Origin of the sequence: Agrobacterium tumefaciens (assembly GCA_025559845.1) — a bacterium.
GTDB lineage: Bacteria > Pseudomonadota > Alphaproteobacteria > Rhizobiales > Rhizobiaceae > Agrobacterium.
This window is the reverse complement of the sequence record CP048469.1, coordinates 2,546,632-2,565,807: the sequence shown is the minus strand read 5'-3', so window position 1 is coordinate 2,565,807 and position 19,176 is coordinate 2,546,632. Positions and strand designations below refer to the sequence as shown.

Below are 19,176 nucleotides of genomic sequence, written 5' to 3'. Positions count from 1 at the left end.
TGTGGGCTCCAATTTTTCACATGTCGATCGCTGTGGTGATATCAGGCATCAACCACGCGAAGGGCGCGGGCGGCTTCCAGCGCTTCTTTCTGAACCGCTTCCTGAACCTTTTCGAAGGCGCGAACCTCGATCTGACGAACACGCTCGCGGCTGATGTCGAACTCGGAAGACAGCTCTTCCAGTGTCACCGGCTCTTCGGCAAGGCGTCGAGCCTCGAAGATGCGTCGTTCGCGCTCGTTCAACACACCCATGGCCTTGGCCAGCATGCGACGACGGGTTTCCAGTTCGTCCTGCTCGATCAACACGGCTTCCTGGCTGTCGTGGTCGTCCACGAGCCAATCCTGCCACTGGCCGGATTCGCCTTCTGACGCCTTGATCGGGGCATTCAGCGACGCGTCGCCATGCAGACGGCGGTTCATCGAGATGACTTCTTCTTCCGAAACCTGGAGCTTCGTGGCGATTTCCTTGACGTGCTCCGGCTTCAGATCGCCATCATCGATGGCCTGGATCCGACCCTTCAGACGGCGCAGGTTGAAGAACAGGCGCTTCTGGTTGGCTGTCGTACCCATCTTCACCAGGGACCACGAACGCAGGATATACTCCTGAATCGAAGCCTTGATCCACCACATTGCATAGGTCGCCAAACGGAAACCACGCTCCGGATCAAACTTCTTGACCGCCTGCATCAGGCCGACGTTACCCTCGGACACGACTTCACCGATCGGCAGGCCGTAGCCGCGATAACCCATGGCAATCTTGGCGACGAGGCGCAGGTGGCTGGTAACCAGCCTGTGCGCGGCATCACGGTCGCCATGTTCGGCGTAACGCTTGCCGAGCATGTATTCTTCCTGCGGCTCCAGCATCGGGAACTTGCGGATTTCATCGAGATATCTGTTAAGACCGGCTTCACCGGCTGTAATGGAAGGCAAACTGTTGCGGGCCATATAGCACCCCCTTATCTTTGGTCTGTGGCGGCACCCTTTTTCGACGTTTAACGTCCCACGTCAGGCATGCCGTCGTGGCGGATCATTATCGACCCCGCACGAACCCAGATGTCAGATATGTACGCGGCTGCGGCATTTCAAGCGGCAGCCACGATCACACGCGCGTTACATCGTTACGACATCCTCTGTGCTGTCCTTAACCCCGCTCCGATAGATTCGTTCCGAAAAATTTCCAAGTCCGGAGCGAACCATCAATTCGTACATGACCCGCCGCCGCATGGGATTGTGGAGGCGCGCAATCTTTGAGCCAAGAAACTGCGTTTCGGCGTGATGTAGCGTACGCAAATCCGGTGCATTGGCGATGACATGTTCGTAATGCGCGTGAAATTCGCGGCGGCACACATAAGTCTTGTATTTCGTCATGCAGAAGCAAACGAGATTGTGCCCGTGGGTGCGAAGGAAGTCGGCCATTCCGACTGTAACTTCAGGCCAGGCGGGATTGAAGGTATCGTCAAAAACAATGATACCGTGGTCGGCGATCGCTTCCATCGCAAGTCTCGCGTCTGCCATGACATGATGCAGATGATGACCCCCGTCGATGCTGAAGAAGCGTACCGGACCAACCCGTTCGGTGATGTCGCTGGCATTCAGTCGCGTGCTGTCGCCGCGAATGATGAGGTCTTCATCGACCGGCTGTCCAAGGCGCTGGCCGTTGTCAAGAAAGCGCCGATACTGGTCAAGGCTGCCATCGGCGGGCGGGTCAAGTTCGAAGAGGTCAATTCCCAGAACCTTTTCACCTTCGGCCGCGAACCGCTGCAGCAGAAAATAGGAGCGACCGTAAAACACGCCGATATCTGCCATGCCACCACCAAGGGCGCTTGCGGTCTGAGCTTGCAGCAAGGCTTTGAAAACGAGCGCATCGGGAGGATCGATATATCCCTCCACCGTCCGCAGATCCTGAAATATGAAGCGGCGTTCATCGCTGTTCATGTGCAATCATTTCCGTCTCCCGTCGTTTCACGGGCGCCCTGCAGGCGGGTTTCGGCGGACACATGCGGGTGTGATGATTGCTGGCCGAACCAGTCAATCGCATGTGGTGCAGCTATGAAAAGGTGCAATGATTGAAGCAAAATTGGGGCGGTCCGGAAACGAGACCGCCTGCAAAATATAGGGAAAAGCGAAAACTGTCTTTATTATCCAAGGTTTCGCAAAGATGGCGAGCAAGGCATTTTTCAGCCTTTGCCATGCCCGCCTATCGCTGTTTCGTCGGAAGGAGCAAGCAGTTACGAGTGTTCGTGGCCGCGCAGCGCGTTGGACAGTTCATCCATGTCATCGGGCATATCAGTCTCGAATTCCATCACCTCACCGGTGCGTGGATGTTCAAATGCAAGAAGATAAGCATGCAGGGCCTGACGCGGGAAACGACCGACAATGCTCTTTGCCGGTTCTTCCAGCAGGTTTGCCTTGGTGCGGTAGGCTGCCCCGTATTCAGGATCACCGATCAATGGGTGACCAATGTGCGCCATGTGCACGCGGATCTGATGCGTACGGCCGGTTTCGAGGCGGCATTCCACCATCGAGGCAAGGCAGGTTGCATCCGGCCGCTCATGAAACCGCTCGATGACCTCGTAGTGGGTGATTGCCTCGCGGGCGTCATCGGCGTGCTCGTTCTTGACTGCCCGTTTGGTGCGGTCGGATGACCGTCCCAAAGCGGCATCGATCGTGCCGCGCAGGGTTTTGGGACGCCCCCATACAATGGCCTTGTAGGCGCGCTCAAGCGGGCCGGTGCGGCCATGGTCGGCAAATTGCGCAGCAAGGTGTCGATGCGCAGCGTCATTCTTGGCCACGACCATGACACCAGAGGTTTCCTTGTCCAGTCGATGCACGATACCGGGACGTTTGACACCGCCAATGCCGGAGAGACTGTCACCGCAATGATGGATGAGGGCGTTGACGAGCGTTCCCGTCCAGTTGCCAGCACCGGGATGCACCACCAGCCCTGCGGGTTTGACGAGCACGATCAGATCGTCATCTTCATATTCGACGTTGAGCGGAATATCCTCGCCCTTCGGTTCGGGATCTTCCGGCTCCGGCATGGAAATCTCGATCCGGTCACCGGGATGGACCTTCTTTTTGGGTTCGGTAATGGGTTTGCCGTTTACGGATACCGCCCCTTGCTCGATCAGTGCCTTGAGGCGGCTTCGCGACAAGTCGCCGCCGACTTCGGTCGCCAGCCATGAATCAAGGCGCCCTTCGGCATCTTCCCCGGCAATCAGGACTTTCCTTGCGTCGTCGCCTTGTTTAAAGGGGTCGTTCATTCTTATTTTTCCGATCCAACAGCATTTCAGGGAACCCGATGACGCAGGTCGAGCAAGACGAACAGGAAGACAAGCCGTTAGACCCGGCCATGGAAAAAGTTCGCCGCAAGATGATCCGTTTGCAGATCGTGTCGGGCTCCGTGATGTTTATCAGCCTTATGGCTGTGTTCGGCGCGGTTGTCTACAAGGCGATGGGGCCGTCGAAGCCCGCTCCGGTGGCGCAGACGCAGGGCCAGACAATGGCAGTTCCCTCTGATGGTCCCGTTGCCGCTACGGCAAGCTTGCCGCAGGGCTTTACGATTGAAAACGTCAGCTATTCCGGCGGTGACATGCTGTTTTACGGACGGCTCGCCAACGGAACGCGCAAGGCACTCGTTTACAACGTCGCTGCCGGTCGCTTCATCGCCGATGTTACGGTCGATGGCCAGTAAAAGCTCAGACCTGCCGGATGGCCATGTGCTGATCCCTATTGAAGATCCTGACGATCCGCGCATTGCTGCATTTCGCGATATTCGCGAGCGCGATCTGACCGGCAGGCAAGGGCGCTTTATTGCCGAAGGCACGGTCGTGCTTCGTATGCTGGCGGCAGCTCACAAAGCGCAGGGTGCCTTTGCGGCAGAAAGCATCCTTATTCTCAAGAACCGGCTTTCGGGTGTTGCCGATATTCTCGCTGAATTTCCCGTCGATGTGCCGGTTTGCGTCGCCGAGGCTCCTGTCCTGGATGCCATTGCAGGTTTCCATTTGCATCGTGGCATTCTGGCGCTCGGCCGTCGCGTCGGTGACGCATCGTCCGATAATCTTATCTCTCGACTGCCCGCATCATCGCTGGTTTTGGTGGGATGCGGTATTTCCAATCACGACAACATGGGCGCAATGTTCCGGAATGCGGCGGCTTTCCATGCCGACGCGGTCCTGTTGGACGGTACCTCCTGCGACCCGCTCTACCGAAAGGCATTGCGTGTCTCCGTCGGGTCGGTGCTTGCCGTTCCCTATCATCGCGGTGGTGATGCGGTCGATATGCTGGAGCGGTTGGCGGCTGCCGGTTTTGCCATATGGAGCCTGTCGCCGAATGGCGAAACCGAGATACGGCAAATTCCTAGATCTGAACGCATGGCGCTGGTCATCGGTACTGAGGGCGACGGATTGCCGCAATCAGTGCTTTCGCGGTTTCATACGGCACGCATTGCGCAGTCAGCGCAACTCGACAGTCTGAACGCGGGAACAGCATCCGGTCTTGCTCTCTACCAGATGGCCGGCGCAATCGGGCGCATATAAGCTGATTTTTATGCGCTAGGTGACTGGGACGATTGTTCCATCAGCGTTGTCGCGCGTTTCGCGAGGCTGTCACGTCCTGAGCTTGTTTCACCCTTTGACAGAAGCGCAGGGATCGGCGATTTTTCACCTTCGCGTGCGGCGGTAAGTGCGATCATCTGCGCAGCGATACGAGCGATTTCGCGGCGGATTGCCTCGTCATTGGTTGTTCCGCGAACATTGATGAGTCGCTCGGTGAGTGCCGTACCCTGATTGCGGATATCTTCGATCTGCTGTTCGAGGCCGCTTGGCCGGATCGCCTCTTCCTCGGTGACTGCTGGCGGCTGTGACGCTTCCACGGCGGTTTTAGCTTCAGCGAGGGCTTGCTGCTTGCTGGATGCCGGGTTCGGCAAACGGATAACCATGTCGTCGGTCTTGCCGCCCGTTGCCGCAAGCTGTTCCTTCAGACGTGCGATTTCCTGCTGGCGGAGCGTCAGCGCTGTATCGAGATCAGCGTTCTTGGCGACTGCAGTCGCCAGTTTTTCTTCCAGACGCGTCACCTTCCGGCTTTCGCGCGCCACGGCTGTCATTGCTTCACGATTGCGGTCGCTCACATCCTTGAGCTCGCGTGCAGTCGTTTCGCCTTCCTTTCGGAAACGGGACGCGCTCTGTTTTGCCTGCTCAGCCTCAATGTCGCGGGTCGCGGCAAGTATCTTGGAATCGTCCAGTTCGCGGGTGAGGTTGGTCAGGCGCGCTGTCAGTTCCGACATTTGGGTGGCGCGGCTATTGGCCGTTTCCTGATGCTCGGAAAGTCCGGCTTGCAGGCGGGTCGTGTTTTCCTCGCTCTGATCGAGTGCGGATCGTAACTCGTCGATTTCGAGTGTCAGTTCCTCGATTTTTACCGACAGGCCACGGTTTTGCTCACCAAGACGATACGCATCGCTGGAGGCGGCTTCGTTGGCCAGTCTGAGTGAGGTGTTCTTCTCGCGTTCGGTGTCGAGCTCCTGACGAACCTTGGCGTTTTCGGCCGCATAAAGGGCACGCGCCATATCTTTCTGGGCGCGAACTTCCTGCGGGCTGATGGGCATCGTCGCGCGCAGACGGTTTTCCGTATACGCGACAATGCGGCGATGGATTGCGGGTGCAATCAGCAAGGCAAGCAGGGTTGCGGTCAGAAAACCCAGTCCAAAGAGAATGGCATATTCTATCACGCGGGACAGTCTCCGAAACTACAGAGCATTTTTCTGGGTGAAAACGCTTCCACCTTCAATGCTCTCTCTTTGTGTTTCCACGCATTTCCGGGTCACGCATAGTCGTTGCAAGCTGCTTACACTCGGAAAGAGCGGCGTGAAAACATGCTACGCTATTCTTGCAACCGTGGGGAGGGGCCCGATAACCGAAGCAGATGCGGTTTTTTGCCCCTGATTTGCTTGCCTGCGAATCAGAAGGGGTTCCAGGTTGGCTGCTGGGTAAGCTTCAAATAGCCCACATTGATGCCAAGGCGGGCGCCGATGCCGGTACGGATGGGGGCGATCGTAACGTCTGAGCTTTTGAGATAGGTCATGCCAACGCCTGCGACAATGAAGGCGGAACCGCTGACACCGCCGTAGCGACGGTAGAGCGCATCAACTGCCGGCAGATTGTAGACGAGCATCATGGCGCGCGTGCCCTGACCGCCATAGTCCAGACCGAGTGACGGGCCTTGCCAGAAGACGGGGTGCTGGCCTGCGTTCTTGGTGTAAAGCGTGCCTTCGCCATAGGTCAGGCCAGCGACGAATGCGCCGGAACCTTCCTGGCCGAGAACGTAACCGTTCGGAAGGCCGTACTGCTGAAAGGCGCGTTCAACCACCTTGGCCAGTCCACCGGTTGTTTCGCCGAAGAAGCCGTGCCCCGCGTCGATGATCTCCTGGAAAGTGTACTGGTCACTGCTCTGCGCTGCGGCAGGCGCAACCGAGAGAAAAAGGCTTGCGAGCAGCACAAGAATCTTTTCCAGTCCGAGGCGTGCAGTGGTGCGGGTTTTCGTGAAGCGCATCGTCAAGTCCGTCCGTCTGTTGAATTCCGATTGCCGTGTTAAGTCATTTGGCATTTTGAAACCATCCTATTAACAATCGGTTTACCAAATATGGTGTCATTATGGCCTTAGATGTTCACACCGTCCGCGCAGCCCTTGCGCAGGAGAGAATTTTATGACGACCAAACTTAATATCACGCTGTCCGGTCCCGATCTGGCGGCGCTCCTTTGCAGCCGCGTGTGCCATGACGTGATTTCCCCGGTCGGTGCGATCAACAACGGCCTCGAACTGCTGGACGAAGGTGGTGCGGATGCCGATGCGATGGATCTTATCCGTACGTCTGCCATCAACGCATCAGTTCGCCTGAAGTTCGCCCGCCTTGCTTTCGGTGCATCCGGTTCTGCCGGGGCGTCCATCGATACGGGGGAAGCGGAGAAGGCTGCCAAGGATTTCGCCGCTGCTGAAAAGAAAGCGGAAGTCAGCTGGAATGGGCCGCGCGCCATTGTCGCCAAGAACCGCGTCAAGCTGTTGCTCAACCTGTTCCTGGTGGCTTACGGTTCCATCCCGCGCGGCGGCAATGTGGATGTGTTGCTGGAAAGCCCGGATGGTGACGCCAAGTTCGAAATCACCGTCAAGGGCCGGATGATGCGCGTTCCCGCCAAGTTCGTGGAAATCTACGAGGGCCGTCTGGAAGAAGCGGTCGATGCGCATTCCGTTCAGCCCTATTACACGCTGTTGCTTGCGGAAGAGGCAGGCATGCAGGTGGAATACAAGGTCCACGAAGACCGGATTGTTTTCACCGCCGTTACCGTCGCGGCCGAATGATAGATCGAACTGCCCAGGCGCTCGCTTGGGTGTGTTCCTGCAAAAAAGAAACCGGTGATGCGAATCACCGGTTTTTTGTTGGGATGTTCTCGGCGTCTTACTCTGCCGACGGGATGCGGACGATAACCTTGATTTCGAAATCGAACCCGGCCAGCCAATTGACACCCAAAGCAGTCCAGGCCGGATAGGGTGGCTCGTTGAAAACTTCGTCTTTCACCTTCAAGACCGTGTCGAATTGAGCTTCAGGGTCTGTGTGAAAGGTGGTGACATCGACGATGTCGTCAAACGTGGCGCCAGCTGCGGCGAGTGTTGCTTTCAGATTCTCGAATGCCAACCGAACCTGACGTTCGAAGTCCGGCTCGGGAGTGCCATCCGGCCTGCTGCCGACCTGGCCTGAGACAAAGAGTAGATCTCCAGATTGTATGGCGGCCGAATAACGATGCTCTTCGTAAAGTTTATGGCGGCCGGCGGGGAAAATGGCGTTGCGCTTGCTCATGTTGTTCTCCTGATAGGCTTCAAATCGTTCGGCGCTTCACAAAGACAGTCGCCGCACTATATACGTTGCGTATATGAAATAGTGACATACGTGTCGTATGTCAAATCCAGATACGCTTCGTATGTGAATTTAAGGGTTTAAAATGGCCGGGCGACGTCTCGAAACGATGCAGGAAAACAGGCTGAAGTTGATCGCTGCTGCCCGCAAGGCGTTCGCGGAGAAGGGTTATAATGCTGCGTCCATGGACGAGCTGACGGCTGATGTCGGGTTGACGCGCGGCGCGCTGTACCACAATTTTGGTGACAAGCGCGGCCTCCTGGCGGCGGTCGTGAACCAGATCGACACGGAAATGGCGATGCAGGCCAAGGCGGCAGGCGCGCAACATGCAGATGCGTGGGAAGCGCTTCTTGCCGAAGGGGCGGCCTATATCGAGATGGCGCTCGATCCCGAGGTTCAACGCATCGTTCTTCTGGATGGTCCTGCTGTACTTGGCGATCCGTCACTCTGGCCAAGCCAGAACAGTTGTCTCCAGGTCACGAAAAGTGCGGTACAGCAACTCATCGCCACCGGCATCGTGAAGCCGCTCGATGCGGAAGCGGTGGCGCGGTTGATCAGTGGTGCGGCGTTGAATGCCGCACTTTGGGTTGCTGCAAGCGAAGAGCCGTTAACGGTGCTGCCAAAGGCGGTCGAGGCGTTCCGCGCGCTGGCATCGGGTCTGTTGCAGGCGCCGCGCTAGGCGATTCCTGGTCAATGGCTATGGCGGCGCATCAGATGTCGGCGCGATACCGGTAAACAAGGTCTTCAGGATCGGAGCGCAGCGCTGTGGCGTCGAGCTTGCCGCCAAGGCGTTCGGCTACAGCCGCCGACTTGAGATTTTCCGGTGCGACGTAGCTGACCAGTGTCAAAAGTTTGAGACTCTGAAACGCCCATTGTCTTAGCGCCTGCGCCGCCTCCGCAGCATATCCTTGTCCTTCAAAGCCTCGATAGAACAGCCAGCCGAGTTCTTTTTCCGGAAAGAGCGGACCGTGGTTGATGCCGACCTGGCCGAGGCATTCTTGCGTTGCGGTTCGTTCGATCATCAGCGCCCCGTGTCCGAAGAAATGCCAATTTGCCTGATCGTGGCAGAACATGCCCCAGGCAGCGCGCAGATCATAGGGTCCGCCAACGCCGATCGAGCGCGGAGACGCCATGAAATCAAGATAGCCGGAAAAATCCGCAATGGTTTGCGGGCGTAGTGTCAACCGTTCGGTTTTCAGGGTCGGGATAGGGTAGGACACCGCATCTTCCTTTCAGACGCGCTCTAAGGCCGCAACGTGACAAGCAAATAACGTGCGACTTCTTTCTTTGGCGCATAATAAAAAACCCGCCGTTTGCGCGGCGGGTTTTGCAAATAGTCTGTCTCGAAAAGATCAGGCGGTTTCGAGATATTCGGTAGCGCCATCCGGCTCGCGCAGAACGTAACCGCGACCCCAAACCGTTTCGATGTAGTTTGCACCACCTGCAGCATTTGCGAGCTTCTTGCGCAGCTTGCAGATGAAGACGTCGATGATCTTGAGTTCCGGCTCGTCCATACCGCCGTAGAGGTGGTTGAGGAACATTTCCTTGGTCAGCGTTGTGCCCTTGCGCAGCGAAAGCAGCTCGAGCATCTGGTATTCCTTGCCGGTCAGATGAACGCGCTGTCCACCAACTTCCACCGTCTTGGCGTCCAGGTTAACGATCAGCTCGCCCGTGGCGATGACCGACTGGGCGTGGCCCTTCGAACGGCGAACGATTGCGTGAATGCGGGCGACAAGCTCATCCTTATGGAACGGCTTGGTCATGTAATCGTCTGCGCCGAAGCCGAGGCCGCGAACCTTGTCCTCGATGCCGGCCATGCCGGAGAGGATGAGGATCGGCGTCTTAACCTTCGAAAGACGCAGGGTTCTCAGAACTTCATAACCCGACATGTCAGGCAGGTTCAGGTCGAGCAGAATGATATCGTAATCGTAGAGCTTGCCGAGATCCACGCCTTCCTCACCGAGGTCGGTCGTGTAAACGTTAAAACTTTCCGACTTGAGCATCAGTTCGATGCTCTGCGCTGTTGCGCTGTCGTCTTCAATAAGTAGAACCCGCATAATTATCCCCTTTGCCGCCCGCAGGGAGGTAAAACATTGCCTCGCGCGATGCGGATCCAGACGTTGCCTGATTTGCAGGCTGCCACCAAATGGTTAACAAATTCTAATTGCCTTTGGCAAGGTGTATCGAATTTATTAAGCAAAGTTGACATTCTGCTGTTTTTGCAAGTGAATCCGCCATCGCCAAAATTGAAGCTTAACGTGAGGAAAACCCGTTAAGTGATTCAATCGACTCTTACATCGTCGTGTCCATTTTTTTGGACTTGGCATTTACCGACCCTTAAATGATCGTGCTTATCATTAACGATGCCCGTAAACGAAAGGTTAACGGCGGCTGATTTTTATTAACGCCGGGTAACTTTTAGGAATCATTCCGGTACAGCCGGGACGAATACGGGCGGTTAATGCCTTTTTTGGCCTGGGTCTCGCTATCCATGGAGTATTGCGTATGAAGTCGCGTGACAGCCTAGTTCGCCTGAAAGAATTTCAGGTCAACGAAAAACGGCGGCAGCTGCAGCAGTTGCAGCAGATGATGTCCGAATTCGAACGGATGGCCAAGGAGCTGGTACACCAGATCTCTCTGGAAGAAAGCAAGTCGGGAATTACCGATCCGACGCATTTCGCCTATCCGACCTTTGCAAAAGCGGCGCGCCAGCGGGCCGACAATCTTCAGGTTTCCATCCGAGAACTGAAGACGCAGCAAGAAGCTGCCGAAGCTTCGCTGGAAGAAGTGCAGGCCGAATACGAAAAGGCCGCAGCACTGGAAAACCGCGACGGAGCAATCCGCGCCCGCGCCTGATCGGCCGGTAAGGTAACCGGACGAACTTTGCGTCCTCATTGACGGCTGCCGGTGGATCAGGTGGCGGCTTTCAATGACGGGATGCCATGACCTTATTTATGAAACCGGCCGCCGTTCAGGCGGCCGTTTTCGTTTCTATAGGCTGCAGGCTCGCCTTTTTTGCATTTGTTAACGCTACGGGATGGGAGTAATCTGTGAAGGTTCCGACCGTGAGCCGGAGACTGACCGCAGGTGCGCCTTTAGGGCGGAGAGGGAATAGGACACGGTCCGGCTGTTCTACATATTTTGTTCGAGCAGCAGCTTTTGCGAAACCGCGTTAACAGTCTCTCGCTGCTTCAGCTGACACCAGCGGCAAAAAGGGAGGAAGACAATGGCCCGTCAATATATCGATTGCCGTGAATTTCCGAGTGAAAGCAAATGCACGATTGCCATCTCCGCTGATACCGCCGACGAGTTGATCGAGGCGGCTGTTCAGCATGCGATTGCCGTGCATGGTGCTGAAGACACACCTGAATTCCGTGACGAAGTTCGCAAGAGCATTCATCAGGGAACCCCGCCAATGATGGTGGCGTGAAGACGTGTCGTGACAGCCTGATCCTCAACCCTGAATAGCGTCGGCCCATTCCGGATGGCGAAGCGTCTGCGCCTTGAAAAATGGGCAGAGCGGGATGATTTTCCAGCCGCCCTTACGGGCTTCCTCGACGGCATGTGTGGCAAGAGCCTGACCGACGCCCTTGCCGCGCAGAGCATCCGGCACGCCAGTGTGATCGATGATGATGAGGGAGGGGGATGTTCTGGAATAGGTCATTTCGGCCTTGTGGCCGTCGAGGATTGCCGAATATTCGCCGTGCGATCCGGTTTCCGCGGTGATGATGTCCATAAAGTTTCTCCCTTCGATCCTGTTGTTCGCTTCACAGGCACTTTAGCCGGCTCGGTTAAAATGGAAACAGTTGGGGTGGCGAACGCACTGGACACAAAAGTGCGACAATGCCTGTGGTCGACGTACAAACGCCCCGCTGGATCGGTCCGACGGGGCGTTTGAAAACATCATGCCAGCATGAATGCGGCGAAAACGACAGGTTAGTGGCGATATTGCTGGATGCGCGTTGTGCGCAGGCCGGCAAGGCCATGATCGGCAATCGAAGACTGCCAGGATAGGAATTCTTCAACAGTGAGCGTGTAGCGCTCACATGCTTCCTCGAGGCTCAGCAGTCCTCCGCGCACGGCGGCAACAACCTCTGCCTTTCTGCGGATGACCCAGCGACGGGTGTTGGCAGGCGGAAGATCCGCGATCGTCAGGGGGCTGCCATCGGGGCCGATGACATATTTAACTCGTGGGCGTATCATTTCGGTCATTGGACACTCTATACAAACTCAAGACCATATGACGGGAACTCTAGCCCGGTACCTTTAAAAATTGCCTAAGCAGTTCGTGACGATTTATTAAGAATTTGAATGATTTCGCCTGATTTGTTCGTGTTGCCTTATTTCGCGGGCTAAATTTTTCTTCCTCTACGCGATTTTTTTCTCACCACCTGTCATTTTCTGTGCAATCGCGTCGTTCTGTGTGACGCCTGGACACGAAGCAATGTCATCGTTCCACGACGCTGGGTAATTGTCTTGAGCTGGAGGGGTGGCCGAGGGCTGGATATTGTGCCTTAGCAACAATGGCTGGTTGTGTGCGATGTCGGCTTTCTGATTTACTATGGCTCCTTGTCGGTCCGATCAAGACCGTTATTGCTCCAAGCCAAGGACGCTTTCTCAAACATTGTGAACCTGGAGGACGATCGTGGATCGGTTCGTAATTCTTTCCGGCTGCTCGGGTGGTGGAAAATCCACGCTGCTTGCGGAGCTTGGCCGTCGCGGTTTCTCAACGGTGGAGGAACCGGGGAGGCGCATTGTCACCGAGGAGATGGTGAGTGGCGGCCTGGCGCTGCCGTGGAACAATATGGCGGCTTTTGCCCGTCGTGCGGTTGCGCTCTCGCTTGAGGATCGTCAAAGCGCACCGGCAGAGGGGCGAGTGTTTTTCGATCGCGGTCTCGTCGATGCCGCGTCCGCTCTTCATCATGCCGCGGGCGACACCTTTATCGACACGCTGCAACGTGAGCACCGATATAACCGGCTGGTTTTCATTACACCGCCGTGGCCGGAAATCTACCGCAGTGACAGTGAGCGGCAACATGATCTCGACACGGCGATGGATGAATATGAACGGCTGCTACGCGATTATGCACGACTGGACTATGAGACGATCGTCTTGCCCAAAATCGACGTTCAGGAGCGCGCGGAGGTCGTTCTTAGGAGCCTGACGTCGTAGGTGAGGCGAACGCAGCCTGTGGTCATTCCTGTGGGCGAGAACGACGCTTCGCAGTAGCGTGGAGGACTTCGTTCGTTTTGCTACACATAGAAAAGCCCGGTCTCTCGACCGGGCTTCGATATTGGCGTCCTGAAGGGATCACGTGCCCTGCTGGAAGTAGCTGTACTTGCCGTCCGGGCCCTTCTTCCATTCGTACATGACGTAGCCAGGAAGCTTCGGGTCGCCCTTTTCGTCGAAGGAGATTTCGCCGAGAACGGTTGCGAACTTGCCAGACTTCATCGCTTCAGCAACCTTTTCCGCTTCCAGAGAAGCGGCAGCCTTGGCGGCTTCAGCAATCGTCTGAACTGCAGCGTAGGAGTAGAGCGTGTAAGCTTCCGGATTGAAGCCCGCTGCCTTGAACTTGGCAACGAGATCCTTGTTTTCCGGACGCAGCGTTGGGTCAGGACCGAAGGTGTTCAGCGTGCCTTCAACAGCGTCGCCAGCGATGGATGCCAGTTCGTTCGAAACGATACCGTCACCCGAAACGAGCTTCGCCTTCAGGCCTTGGTCGGCGGCCTGGCGGATGATGAGACCGGCTTCGGTGTGGAGGCCACCCCAGTAGATGATCGAGACGCCGGCTTCCTTCATCTTTGCGATGAGGGCCGAGAAGTCCTTGTCGCCGACGTTGACGCCTTCGTAGATGGCTTCGGTAACGCCAGCAGCGTTTGCAGCCTTCTTGGTTTCATCGGCAAGACCCTGACCGTACGGGGTCTTGTCGTGAATGATGGCGATCTTCGCGTCCTTGAAATTGTCGGCTAGAAACTTGCCGGCAATGCCGCCCTGCTGGTCGTCACGACCGCAGGTGCGGAAAGTGTTCCACAGGCCGCGCTCGGTGAAGACCGGGTTGGTAGCGGCAGGGGTGATTTCGAGGATGCCGTTTTCGGCATAGACTTCAGACGCCGGGATGGAAACGCCGGAGTTGAAGTGACCGACGACGAACTTTACGCCGTCAGCGACGAACTTGTTGGCGACCGAAATACCCTGTTTTGGGTCCGAGACGTCGTCGCCGAGCACGATCTTGATCTGCTCGCCGTTGATACCGCCTGCAGCATTGATGTCTGCAGCAGCCTGTTCAGCACCCTTCTGAAGCTGAGCGCCGAAAGCAGCGTTCGGGCCGGTCAACGGACCGCCGACACCAATCAGGATATCGGCCCAGGCCGAACCGCTGAAGGCGACCATGGCGGTCAGCGCAACGGCGGAAAGAAGAGACTTCTTCATTACTTTACTCCCAGTTCCTTTGGATGGGTTGATCGCACGAACCTGTTCAGTACCCACCTTAACTGAACAGGAAACTGTTCCACTCTAACGAGTATTGTGCAGTCAGAAAAATCTGACTGTCAATCTTTCTTCTTGTAGGAAAAAGCCGAACTTCTGTCGTAGAGCCAGTAGTAATTATTCACCATCTGGCTTGTCCGGCGAACGCGGAATCCGGCGCTGGAAAATACCAGCAGGAGAGCCACGTCCAGTATGTAGTAGAAACCGTTCAGGAACGGTCCGTTGAAAAGCGCGTGGTGCAGAAAGCGCAAGGCAAGGCCAAGCGCCAGCGTATAGATGACCACCCGCGTGTAGCTGCCCCAGCCATCGGCAACGGACTTGCCTGTTCGCCAGGCTGTCCAGAAGCCAAGGATGACAACCAGAGCGCGCAGAATGTAACGGACACCGTTATCGGTCTCGAAAAAAAGGCCCTGCATTTCTTTCCCCATCAGTACCGGAGGCGATGTTCCGGCCCTGCCATTTTTGAGCGTCCCACCGTTTTTCCGGCAGGCATTTTTGTTGTTTACGTTCCGCAACTCTTTGGTGATTTGCGGAACGCCATGTGTAGTTTTGCGCCGCAAAATCTTCGGCGCAAGTAAAATCTTTCAGTGACGTCCGCCTTCAAGATAGGCAGCGCGTACTTCCGGATTGGCAAGCAGTTCTTTACCAGAACCGCTCATCGTCACCTTGCCGTTGACCATGACATAGGCGCGGTCGGAAAGCTTGAGTGCGGCGAAGGCATTCTGCTCCACGAGGAAGACAGTCAGGCCTTCTTCCTGGTTGAGCTTCTTGATTGCCTCGAAGATGCCCTTGACGATCAGTGGCGCCAGACCAAGGGATGGCTCGTCGAGAAGCAAGAGCTTTGGCCTTGCCATCAGTGCACGACCGATCGACAGCATCTGCTGCTCACCGCCCGAGAGCGTGCCGCCACGCTGGCTCTGACGCTCCTTCAAGCGAGGGAACATCACGAAGATTTTCTCGACGTCCTCCTTGAAGTATTTGAGGTTGTCGAGATTTGCGCCCATTTGCAGGTTTTCCAGCACGGTCATGCGCGGAAAAATGCGGCGGCCTTCCGGCGACTGAGCAATGCGTTTGCGGGCGATCAGATGCGTTGGCAGACGGGTGATGTCCTCACCGTCAAAGGTGATTTGCCCGGTGCGGGCCTGCGGGCTGCCGCAGATGGTCATCATCAGCGTCGACTTGCCGGCGCCGTTGGCGCCGATAAGGCTGACGATCTCACCCTTGTTCACCTCGACGTCGACACCGGCCAGTGCACGAATGTTGCCGTAATAGGTTTCGACACCCTGAACCTTGAGAAGGGATTCACCGGTCATCAGGCCGCTCCCCCGTCGAGTTCTTCTGCAATCACGTCTTCCACTTCATCATCCTCGACCCCGAGATAGGCGGCAATGACCTTCGGGTCGTGCTTCACATGCTCCGGTGTGCCATCCGAAATCTTCTGACCGTATTCGAGAACGACGACGTGGTCGGAGATTTCCATGACCACGGACATGTCGTGCTCGATCAGGAGCAGCGATGTTCCCTCATTGCGAATGCCGCGAAGCAGCGCATTGAGTGCCAGCGATTCCTTTGGGTTGAGGCCGGCGGCGGGCTCATCGAGGCAGAGAAGTTCCGGTTCGGTGCACATGGCACGGGCAATTTCCAGACGGCGCTGTGCACCATAGGGAAGATCACCAGCGGGATCGTCGGCGCGCTCGACCAGATCGGCTTTTTCCAGCCAGTACTTTGCCTTTTCAATCGCCGCGTCGGCTGCCCGCCTGTAGGCCGGCAAGCCTAGGAGGCCAAGCACGGTATAACCGGAGGCTTTCATCAGGGCGTTGTGTTGCGCCACCAGAAGGTTTTCCAGAACTGTCAGGCCGGAAAACAGGCGGATGTTCTGGAAGGTACGTGCGACCTTGGCTTTCTTGGTGATCTCGAAGTCGGGCAGACGTTCGAGAAGGTGCGTCTCGCCATTGGCGCGGCGCATCGTGATCATGCCCATCGTCGGTTTGTAGAAACCGGTAACGCAGTTGAAGACCGTGGTCTTGCCTGCACCGTTTGGTCCGATCAGCGCGGTGATATCACCGCGCTTTGCTTCAAAGGAGAAGTCGTTGATGGCCATCAGGCCGCCGAACTTCATCGAGAGATGTTCGACCTTGAGGATCGTATCGCCAGTTGCATTGGATGTCATAGTCGTCGTCCCGGAGGTCATCAGCCGTGACCTTCCTTGGTAAAGCTTCCGGAAACGGCCTTGCGCTCCTTCAGGAAGGCCGTCGGTTCGCGTGAGCCGACAAAGCCGCGCGGCTTGAACAGCATGACGATGACCATGGCGAGGCCGAACAGCAGCATGCGATAGAGTTCCGGCGTGAAGTCAGGCCCGAAGACATGCTTCAGGAACTCCATTTCACGCAGTGCCTCGGTACCGCCAACCATGACGAGGGCAGCAATCGCGATCCCCGTCAGCGATCCCATGCCGCCGAGAACGACGATGGCCAGGATGACGGCGGATTCCAGGAAGACGAAGCTTTCCGGTGATACGAAACCCTGGCGGGCTGCGAAGAACGAACCGGCGAAACCGCCGAACATCGCGCCTGTCGCAAAAGCCGTCAGTTTGGTGATGACGGTGTTGATGCCGAGCGAGCGGCAGGCAATCTCGTCCTCACGCAGTGCTTCCCATGCACGACCGATCGGCATGCGGCGCAACTTGATCGTGACATAGGCCGTCAGCATGCACAGCAGCAGAATGACGTAGAACAGGAAGATCTTGTAGTAAGCCGACGACATCGACAGGCCGAAGGCCTTGGCGAAGTTGTTCGGTGCACCAACATCGAAAGACCAGATGCCGAAGACCGAAGCCTTTGCAATGCCGGAGATACCAAAGGTGCCTTTGGTGACCTCGGTCCAGTTCAGAAGCACAAGTCGGATGATTTCACCGAAGGCCAGCGTCACGATGGCAAGGTAGTCACCGCGCAGTCTGAGAACGGGGAAGCCGAGGATGATACCCCAGAAACCAGCCAGGATACCGGCCATCGGCAGGAGCACCCAGAAAGACAGGCCGAAATAGCTCGAAAGCAGGGCGTAGGAATAGGCGCCGACGGCGTAAAACGCCACGTAACCGAGATCGAGCAGGCCAGCGAGGCCAACGACGATGTTCAAACCCCAGGCCAACATGACGTAGATGAGGATCTGGATGCCGAAGTTGTCGACGTATTTCAGTGAGCCCTGGAAGCCGAAAAGCTGAACGGCAACAACCGGGTAGAGCAGCAGGACGGCCAGAGCAATCTTGAGGAAGTGCCGATGGAAAAAGCCCTTCTCTTCAGAAATTTCAAGAATGCCTTTCTTGGCTTTGGCAAGCTTGCGGCGATCGAGATGCGGCTGGACAAAACCAACCATCAGGAAGCGTCCGAGAGCGGCTATGCCAACGAAGATAGCCAGAAGCCCCCAGCGTGTGCTCCAGATCAACTGGTTGTTGATGTCCTGATAGGTGATGATGCCGACGTAGAGGATGAACATCCCGAGCGCCACGGCGCCTGCGATGAGGCCTTCCTTGACGGCCGTGGCCAGGATGGCGTCGTTCGGCTCTTCTTTGTCTGAAACAATATTGGCCATGACTTACACCTTCTCCACTTCCGGACGACCCAGAATGCCGGTCGGCTTAAAGATCAGCACGAAAGCCAGAATGGTAAATGCGGCTACGTCCTTGTAGGCGATGGAGAAATAGGCAGACCAGAGCGACTCGATAAGGCCGATCAGGAGACCACCGAGAACCGCACCCGGAAGCGAACCGATGCCACCCAGAACGGCGGCGGTGAACGCCTTTACGCCGGGGATGAAGCCGTCGTTGAACGAGGCCACGCCGTAGTACATGAGGTACATCGTACCGGCCACGGCAGCGAGTGCAGCGCCCATGATGAAGGTGATCGAAATGGTGCGGTCAACGTCTACACCAAGCAGTGCCGCCATCTTGCGGTCTTGCTCGGTGGCGCGCTGTGCGCGTCCGAGAGGCGTCTTGTTGACGATGTACCAGAACGCGAACAAGAGAACAGACGTCACCACAACGATGATCAACTGCTTGAGCGAAATGGTGATCGCACCGAAATGATAGCTGTCCGTCACCAGCGACGGGATCGGCTTGTTACGCGGACCCTGCGTTACCTGGATGAAGTTGGAAAGCGCGATCGACATGCCGATCGCGGTGATCAGCGGCGCCAGACGGAACGAGCCACGCAACGGGCGATAGGCCACCCGCTCGATTGCCCAGTTCCACAGGCCGGTCATCAGCATTGCCACGACCATCATCAGGATGAGAAGAAGTGCCACCGGGATGCCGGCGACGAAAGATGTGACGATCAGGAAAACAATCAAGGCTGCAAAGCCGCCGAGCATGAAGATATCGCCATGTGCGAAGTTGATCATGCCGATGATGCCGTAGACCATCGTATAGCCAATGGCGATGAGACCGTAAATCGATCCCAGAGTCAGCCCGTTTATGAGCTGCTGGATAAAGTACTCCATGTCTTTCCCCCGGGTATGGCCTCTACTGAGCCACGCCTCGTTTATGTTAATTATGGGGGAAAACTTATTGCGCTGCCCCCATTCTCAAACCCTTATCGTGTTCGGTGGAAATGTGAAGTCAAAAACCCGCGTTTCTGCACAATATTTAGAATTTCCACACGCACTGCCTGCTTCCCGATCAAATGGATCATGATTTTGGCAGGAAATGCTGAAAAAATGGCGGGTAAATGCTTATTTATAGAATTCCAAATGCCACTATTTGACGAGGCGTTTGCAAAGGAGTAGCGAAAGT

Annotated in this window: 23 protein-coding genes; 7 read left to right on the top strand and 16 right to left on the bottom strand. The window is 56.4% G+C overall.

The window, feature by feature from the left end; genetic code table 11:
* Positions 1 to 41: 41 nt before the first annotated feature.
* The 3 genes from rpoH to FY156_12995 form a co-directional block, all read right to left on the bottom strand.
* Positions 42 to 944 (bottom strand): RNA polymerase sigma factor RpoH, encoded by a 903-nt coding sequence (rpoH, locus tag FY156_13005; protein ID UXS02319.1) that lies wholly within the window; start codon positions 942 to 944, stop codon positions 42 to 44.
* Positions 945 to 1,109: 165 nt separating this feature from the next.
* Positions 1,110 to 1,934 (bottom strand): class I SAM-dependent methyltransferase, encoded by an 825-nt coding sequence (locus FY156_13000; protein ID UXS02318.1) that lies wholly within the window; start codon positions 1,932 to 1,934, stop codon positions 1,110 to 1,112.
* Between the two features lie 293 nt (positions 1,935 to 2,227).
* Positions 2,228 to 3,262 (bottom strand): RluA family pseudouridine synthase, encoded by a 1,035-nt coding sequence (locus FY156_12995; protein UXS02317.1) that lies wholly within the window; start codon positions 3,260 to 3,262, stop codon positions 2,228 to 2,230.
* 38 nt (positions 3,263 to 3,300) lie between these two features.
* On the opposite strand from FY156_12995, the gene FY156_12990 reads away from it, so the two are divergent.
* Together FY156_12990 and FY156_12985 are read left to right on the top strand one after the other, a co-directional pair.
* On the top strand, positions 3,301 to 3,693 hold the full coding sequence (locus FY156_12990; protein ID UXS02316.1) for a hypothetical protein: 393 nt from the start codon (positions 3,301 to 3,303) through the stop codon (positions 3,691 to 3,693).
* Positions 3,683 to 4,537 carry an RNA methyltransferase gene (locus FY156_12985; protein UXS02315.1) on the top strand — a complete coding sequence of 285 codons (855 nt, stop codon included), beginning with the start codon at positions 3,683 to 3,685 and terminating at the stop codon, positions 4,535 to 4,537. Before FY156_12990 ends, FY156_12985 begins: the two co-directional genes overlap by 11 nt.
* Before the next feature lie 8 nt (positions 4,538 to 4,545).
* On the opposite strand, the gene FY156_12980 is transcribed toward FY156_12985, so the two are convergent.
* Together FY156_12980 and FY156_12975 are read right to left on the bottom strand one after the other, a co-directional pair.
* Positions 4,546 to 5,724: a hypothetical protein gene (locus FY156_12980; GenBank protein UXS02314.1), complete on the bottom strand. Its 1,179-nt coding sequence runs from the start codon at positions 5,722 to 5,724 to the stop codon at positions 4,546 to 4,548.
* 230 nt (positions 5,725 to 5,954) lie between these two features.
* A complete protein-coding gene (locus FY156_12975; GenBank protein UXS03142.1) occupies positions 5,955 to 6,551 on the bottom strand; it encodes a DUF1134 domain-containing protein in 597 nt (198 codons plus the stop codon).
* A gap of 148 nt (positions 6,552 to 6,699) precedes the next feature.
* Here FY156_12975 and FY156_12970 point away from each other — a divergent pair, with 148 nt between their 5' ends.
* A complete protein-coding gene (locus FY156_12970; GenBank protein ID UXS02313.1) occupies positions 6,700 to 7,350 on the top strand; it encodes a histidine phosphotransferase in 651 nt (216 codons plus the stop codon).
* A 97-nt stretch (positions 7,351 to 7,447) separates the two neighbouring features.
* On the opposite strand, the gene FY156_12965 is transcribed toward FY156_12970, so the two are convergent.
* Positions 7,448 to 7,846: a RidA family protein gene (locus tag FY156_12965; GenBank protein ID UXS02312.1), complete on the bottom strand. Its 399-nt coding sequence runs from the start codon at positions 7,844 to 7,846 to the stop codon at positions 7,448 to 7,450.
* A 142-nt stretch (positions 7,847 to 7,988) separates the two neighbouring features.
* Between FY156_12965 and FY156_12960 the strand changes: the two genes are divergently transcribed.
* Positions 7,989 to 8,582 carry a TetR/AcrR family transcriptional regulator gene (locus FY156_12960; protein UXS02311.1) on the top strand — a complete coding sequence of 198 codons (594 nt, stop codon included), beginning with the start codon at positions 7,989 to 7,991 and terminating at the stop codon, positions 8,580 to 8,582.
* 31 nt (positions 8,583 to 8,613) lie between these two features.
* On the opposite strand, the gene FY156_12955 is transcribed toward FY156_12960, so the two are convergent.
* The gene (locus FY156_12955) at positions 8,614 to 9,123 is read right to left on the bottom strand and encodes a GNAT family N-acetyltransferase (protein ID UXS02310.1); all 510 of its coding nucleotides are present in this window, start codon (positions 9,121 to 9,123) and stop codon (positions 8,614 to 8,616) included.
* 132 nt (positions 9,124 to 9,255) lie between these two features.
* Entirely contained in the window at positions 9,256 to 9,960 is a 705-nt protein-coding gene (locus FY156_12950) for a response regulator transcription factor (GenBank protein UXS02309.1), read from the bottom strand.
* 448 nt (positions 9,961 to 10,408) lie between these two features.
* Between FY156_12950 and FY156_12945 the strand changes: the two genes are divergently transcribed.
* The gene (locus FY156_12945) at positions 10,409 to 10,759 is read left to right on the top strand and encodes a flagellar export protein FliJ (GenBank protein UXS02308.1); all 351 of its coding nucleotides are present in this window, start codon (positions 10,409 to 10,411) and stop codon (positions 10,757 to 10,759) included.
* 370 nt (positions 10,760 to 11,129) lie between these two features.
* Complete coding sequence (locus FY156_12940; GenBank protein UXS02307.1) at positions 11,130 to 11,333, top strand: DUF1059 domain-containing protein; 204 nt, start codon at positions 11,130 to 11,132, stop codon at positions 11,331 to 11,333.
* A gap of 24 nt (positions 11,334 to 11,357) precedes the next feature.
* Here the strand turns inward: FY156_12940 and FY156_12935 are convergent, their stop codons facing one another.
* Together FY156_12935 and FY156_12930 are read right to left on the bottom strand one after the other, a co-directional pair.
* Positions 11,358 to 11,639 (bottom strand): N-acetyltransferase, encoded by a 282-nt coding sequence (locus FY156_12935; protein ID UXS02306.1) that lies wholly within the window; start codon positions 11,637 to 11,639, stop codon positions 11,358 to 11,360.
* A gap of 200 nt (positions 11,640 to 11,839) precedes the next feature.
* Positions 11,840 to 12,115, bottom strand: a complete 276-nt coding sequence (locus FY156_12930) for a DUF1153 domain-containing protein (GenBank protein ID UXS02305.1) — start codon at positions 12,113 to 12,115, stop codon at positions 11,840 to 11,842.
* A 433-nt stretch (positions 12,116 to 12,548) separates the two neighbouring features.
* Here FY156_12930 and FY156_12925 point away from each other — a divergent pair, with 433 nt between their 5' ends.
* A complete protein-coding gene (locus FY156_12925) occupies positions 12,549 to 13,076 on the top strand; it encodes an AAA family ATPase (protein ID UXS02304.1) in 528 nt (175 codons plus the stop codon).
* 138 nt (positions 13,077 to 13,214) lie between these two features.
* Here the strand turns inward: FY156_12925 and FY156_12920 are convergent, their stop codons facing one another.
* The 6 genes from FY156_12920 to FY156_12895 all read right to left on the bottom strand — a co-directional run bounded on the left by FY156_12920 (position 13,215) and on the right by FY156_12895 (position 18,884).
* Positions 13,215 to 14,333 (bottom strand): branched-chain amino acid ABC transporter substrate-binding protein, encoded by a 1,119-nt coding sequence (locus FY156_12920; protein ID UXS02303.1) that lies wholly within the window; start codon positions 14,331 to 14,333, stop codon positions 13,215 to 13,217.
* Positions 14,334 to 14,452: 119 nt separating this feature from the next.
* Positions 14,453 to 14,806, bottom strand: coding sequence for a hypothetical protein (locus FY156_12915; protein ID UXS02302.1), 354 nt, complete (start codon positions 14,804 to 14,806; stop codon positions 14,453 to 14,455).
* 168 nt (positions 14,807 to 14,974) lie between these two features.
* Positions 14,975 to 15,703, bottom strand: coding sequence for an ABC transporter ATP-binding protein (locus FY156_12910; protein UXS02301.1), 729 nt, complete (start codon positions 15,701 to 15,703; stop codon positions 14,975 to 14,977).
* A complete protein-coding gene (locus FY156_12905; protein ID UXS02300.1) occupies positions 15,703 to 16,581 on the bottom strand; it encodes an ABC transporter ATP-binding protein in 879 nt (292 codons plus the stop codon). The genes FY156_12910 and FY156_12905 overlap by 1 nt, the downstream gene beginning before the upstream one ends.
* Positions 16,581 to 17,978 carry a high-affinity branched-chain amino acid ABC transporter permease LivM gene (livM, locus tag FY156_12900; protein UXS02299.1) on the bottom strand — a complete coding sequence of 466 codons (1,398 nt, stop codon included), beginning with the start codon at positions 17,976 to 17,978 and terminating at the stop codon, positions 16,581 to 16,583. The genes FY156_12905 and livM overlap by 1 nt, the downstream gene beginning before the upstream one ends.
* Positions 17,979 to 17,981: 3 nt before the next feature.
* Entirely contained in the window at positions 17,982 to 18,884 is a 903-nt protein-coding gene (locus tag FY156_12895) for a branched-chain amino acid ABC transporter permease LivH (GenBank protein UXS02298.1), read from the bottom strand.
* Positions 18,885 to 19,176 lie beyond the last annotated feature (292 nt).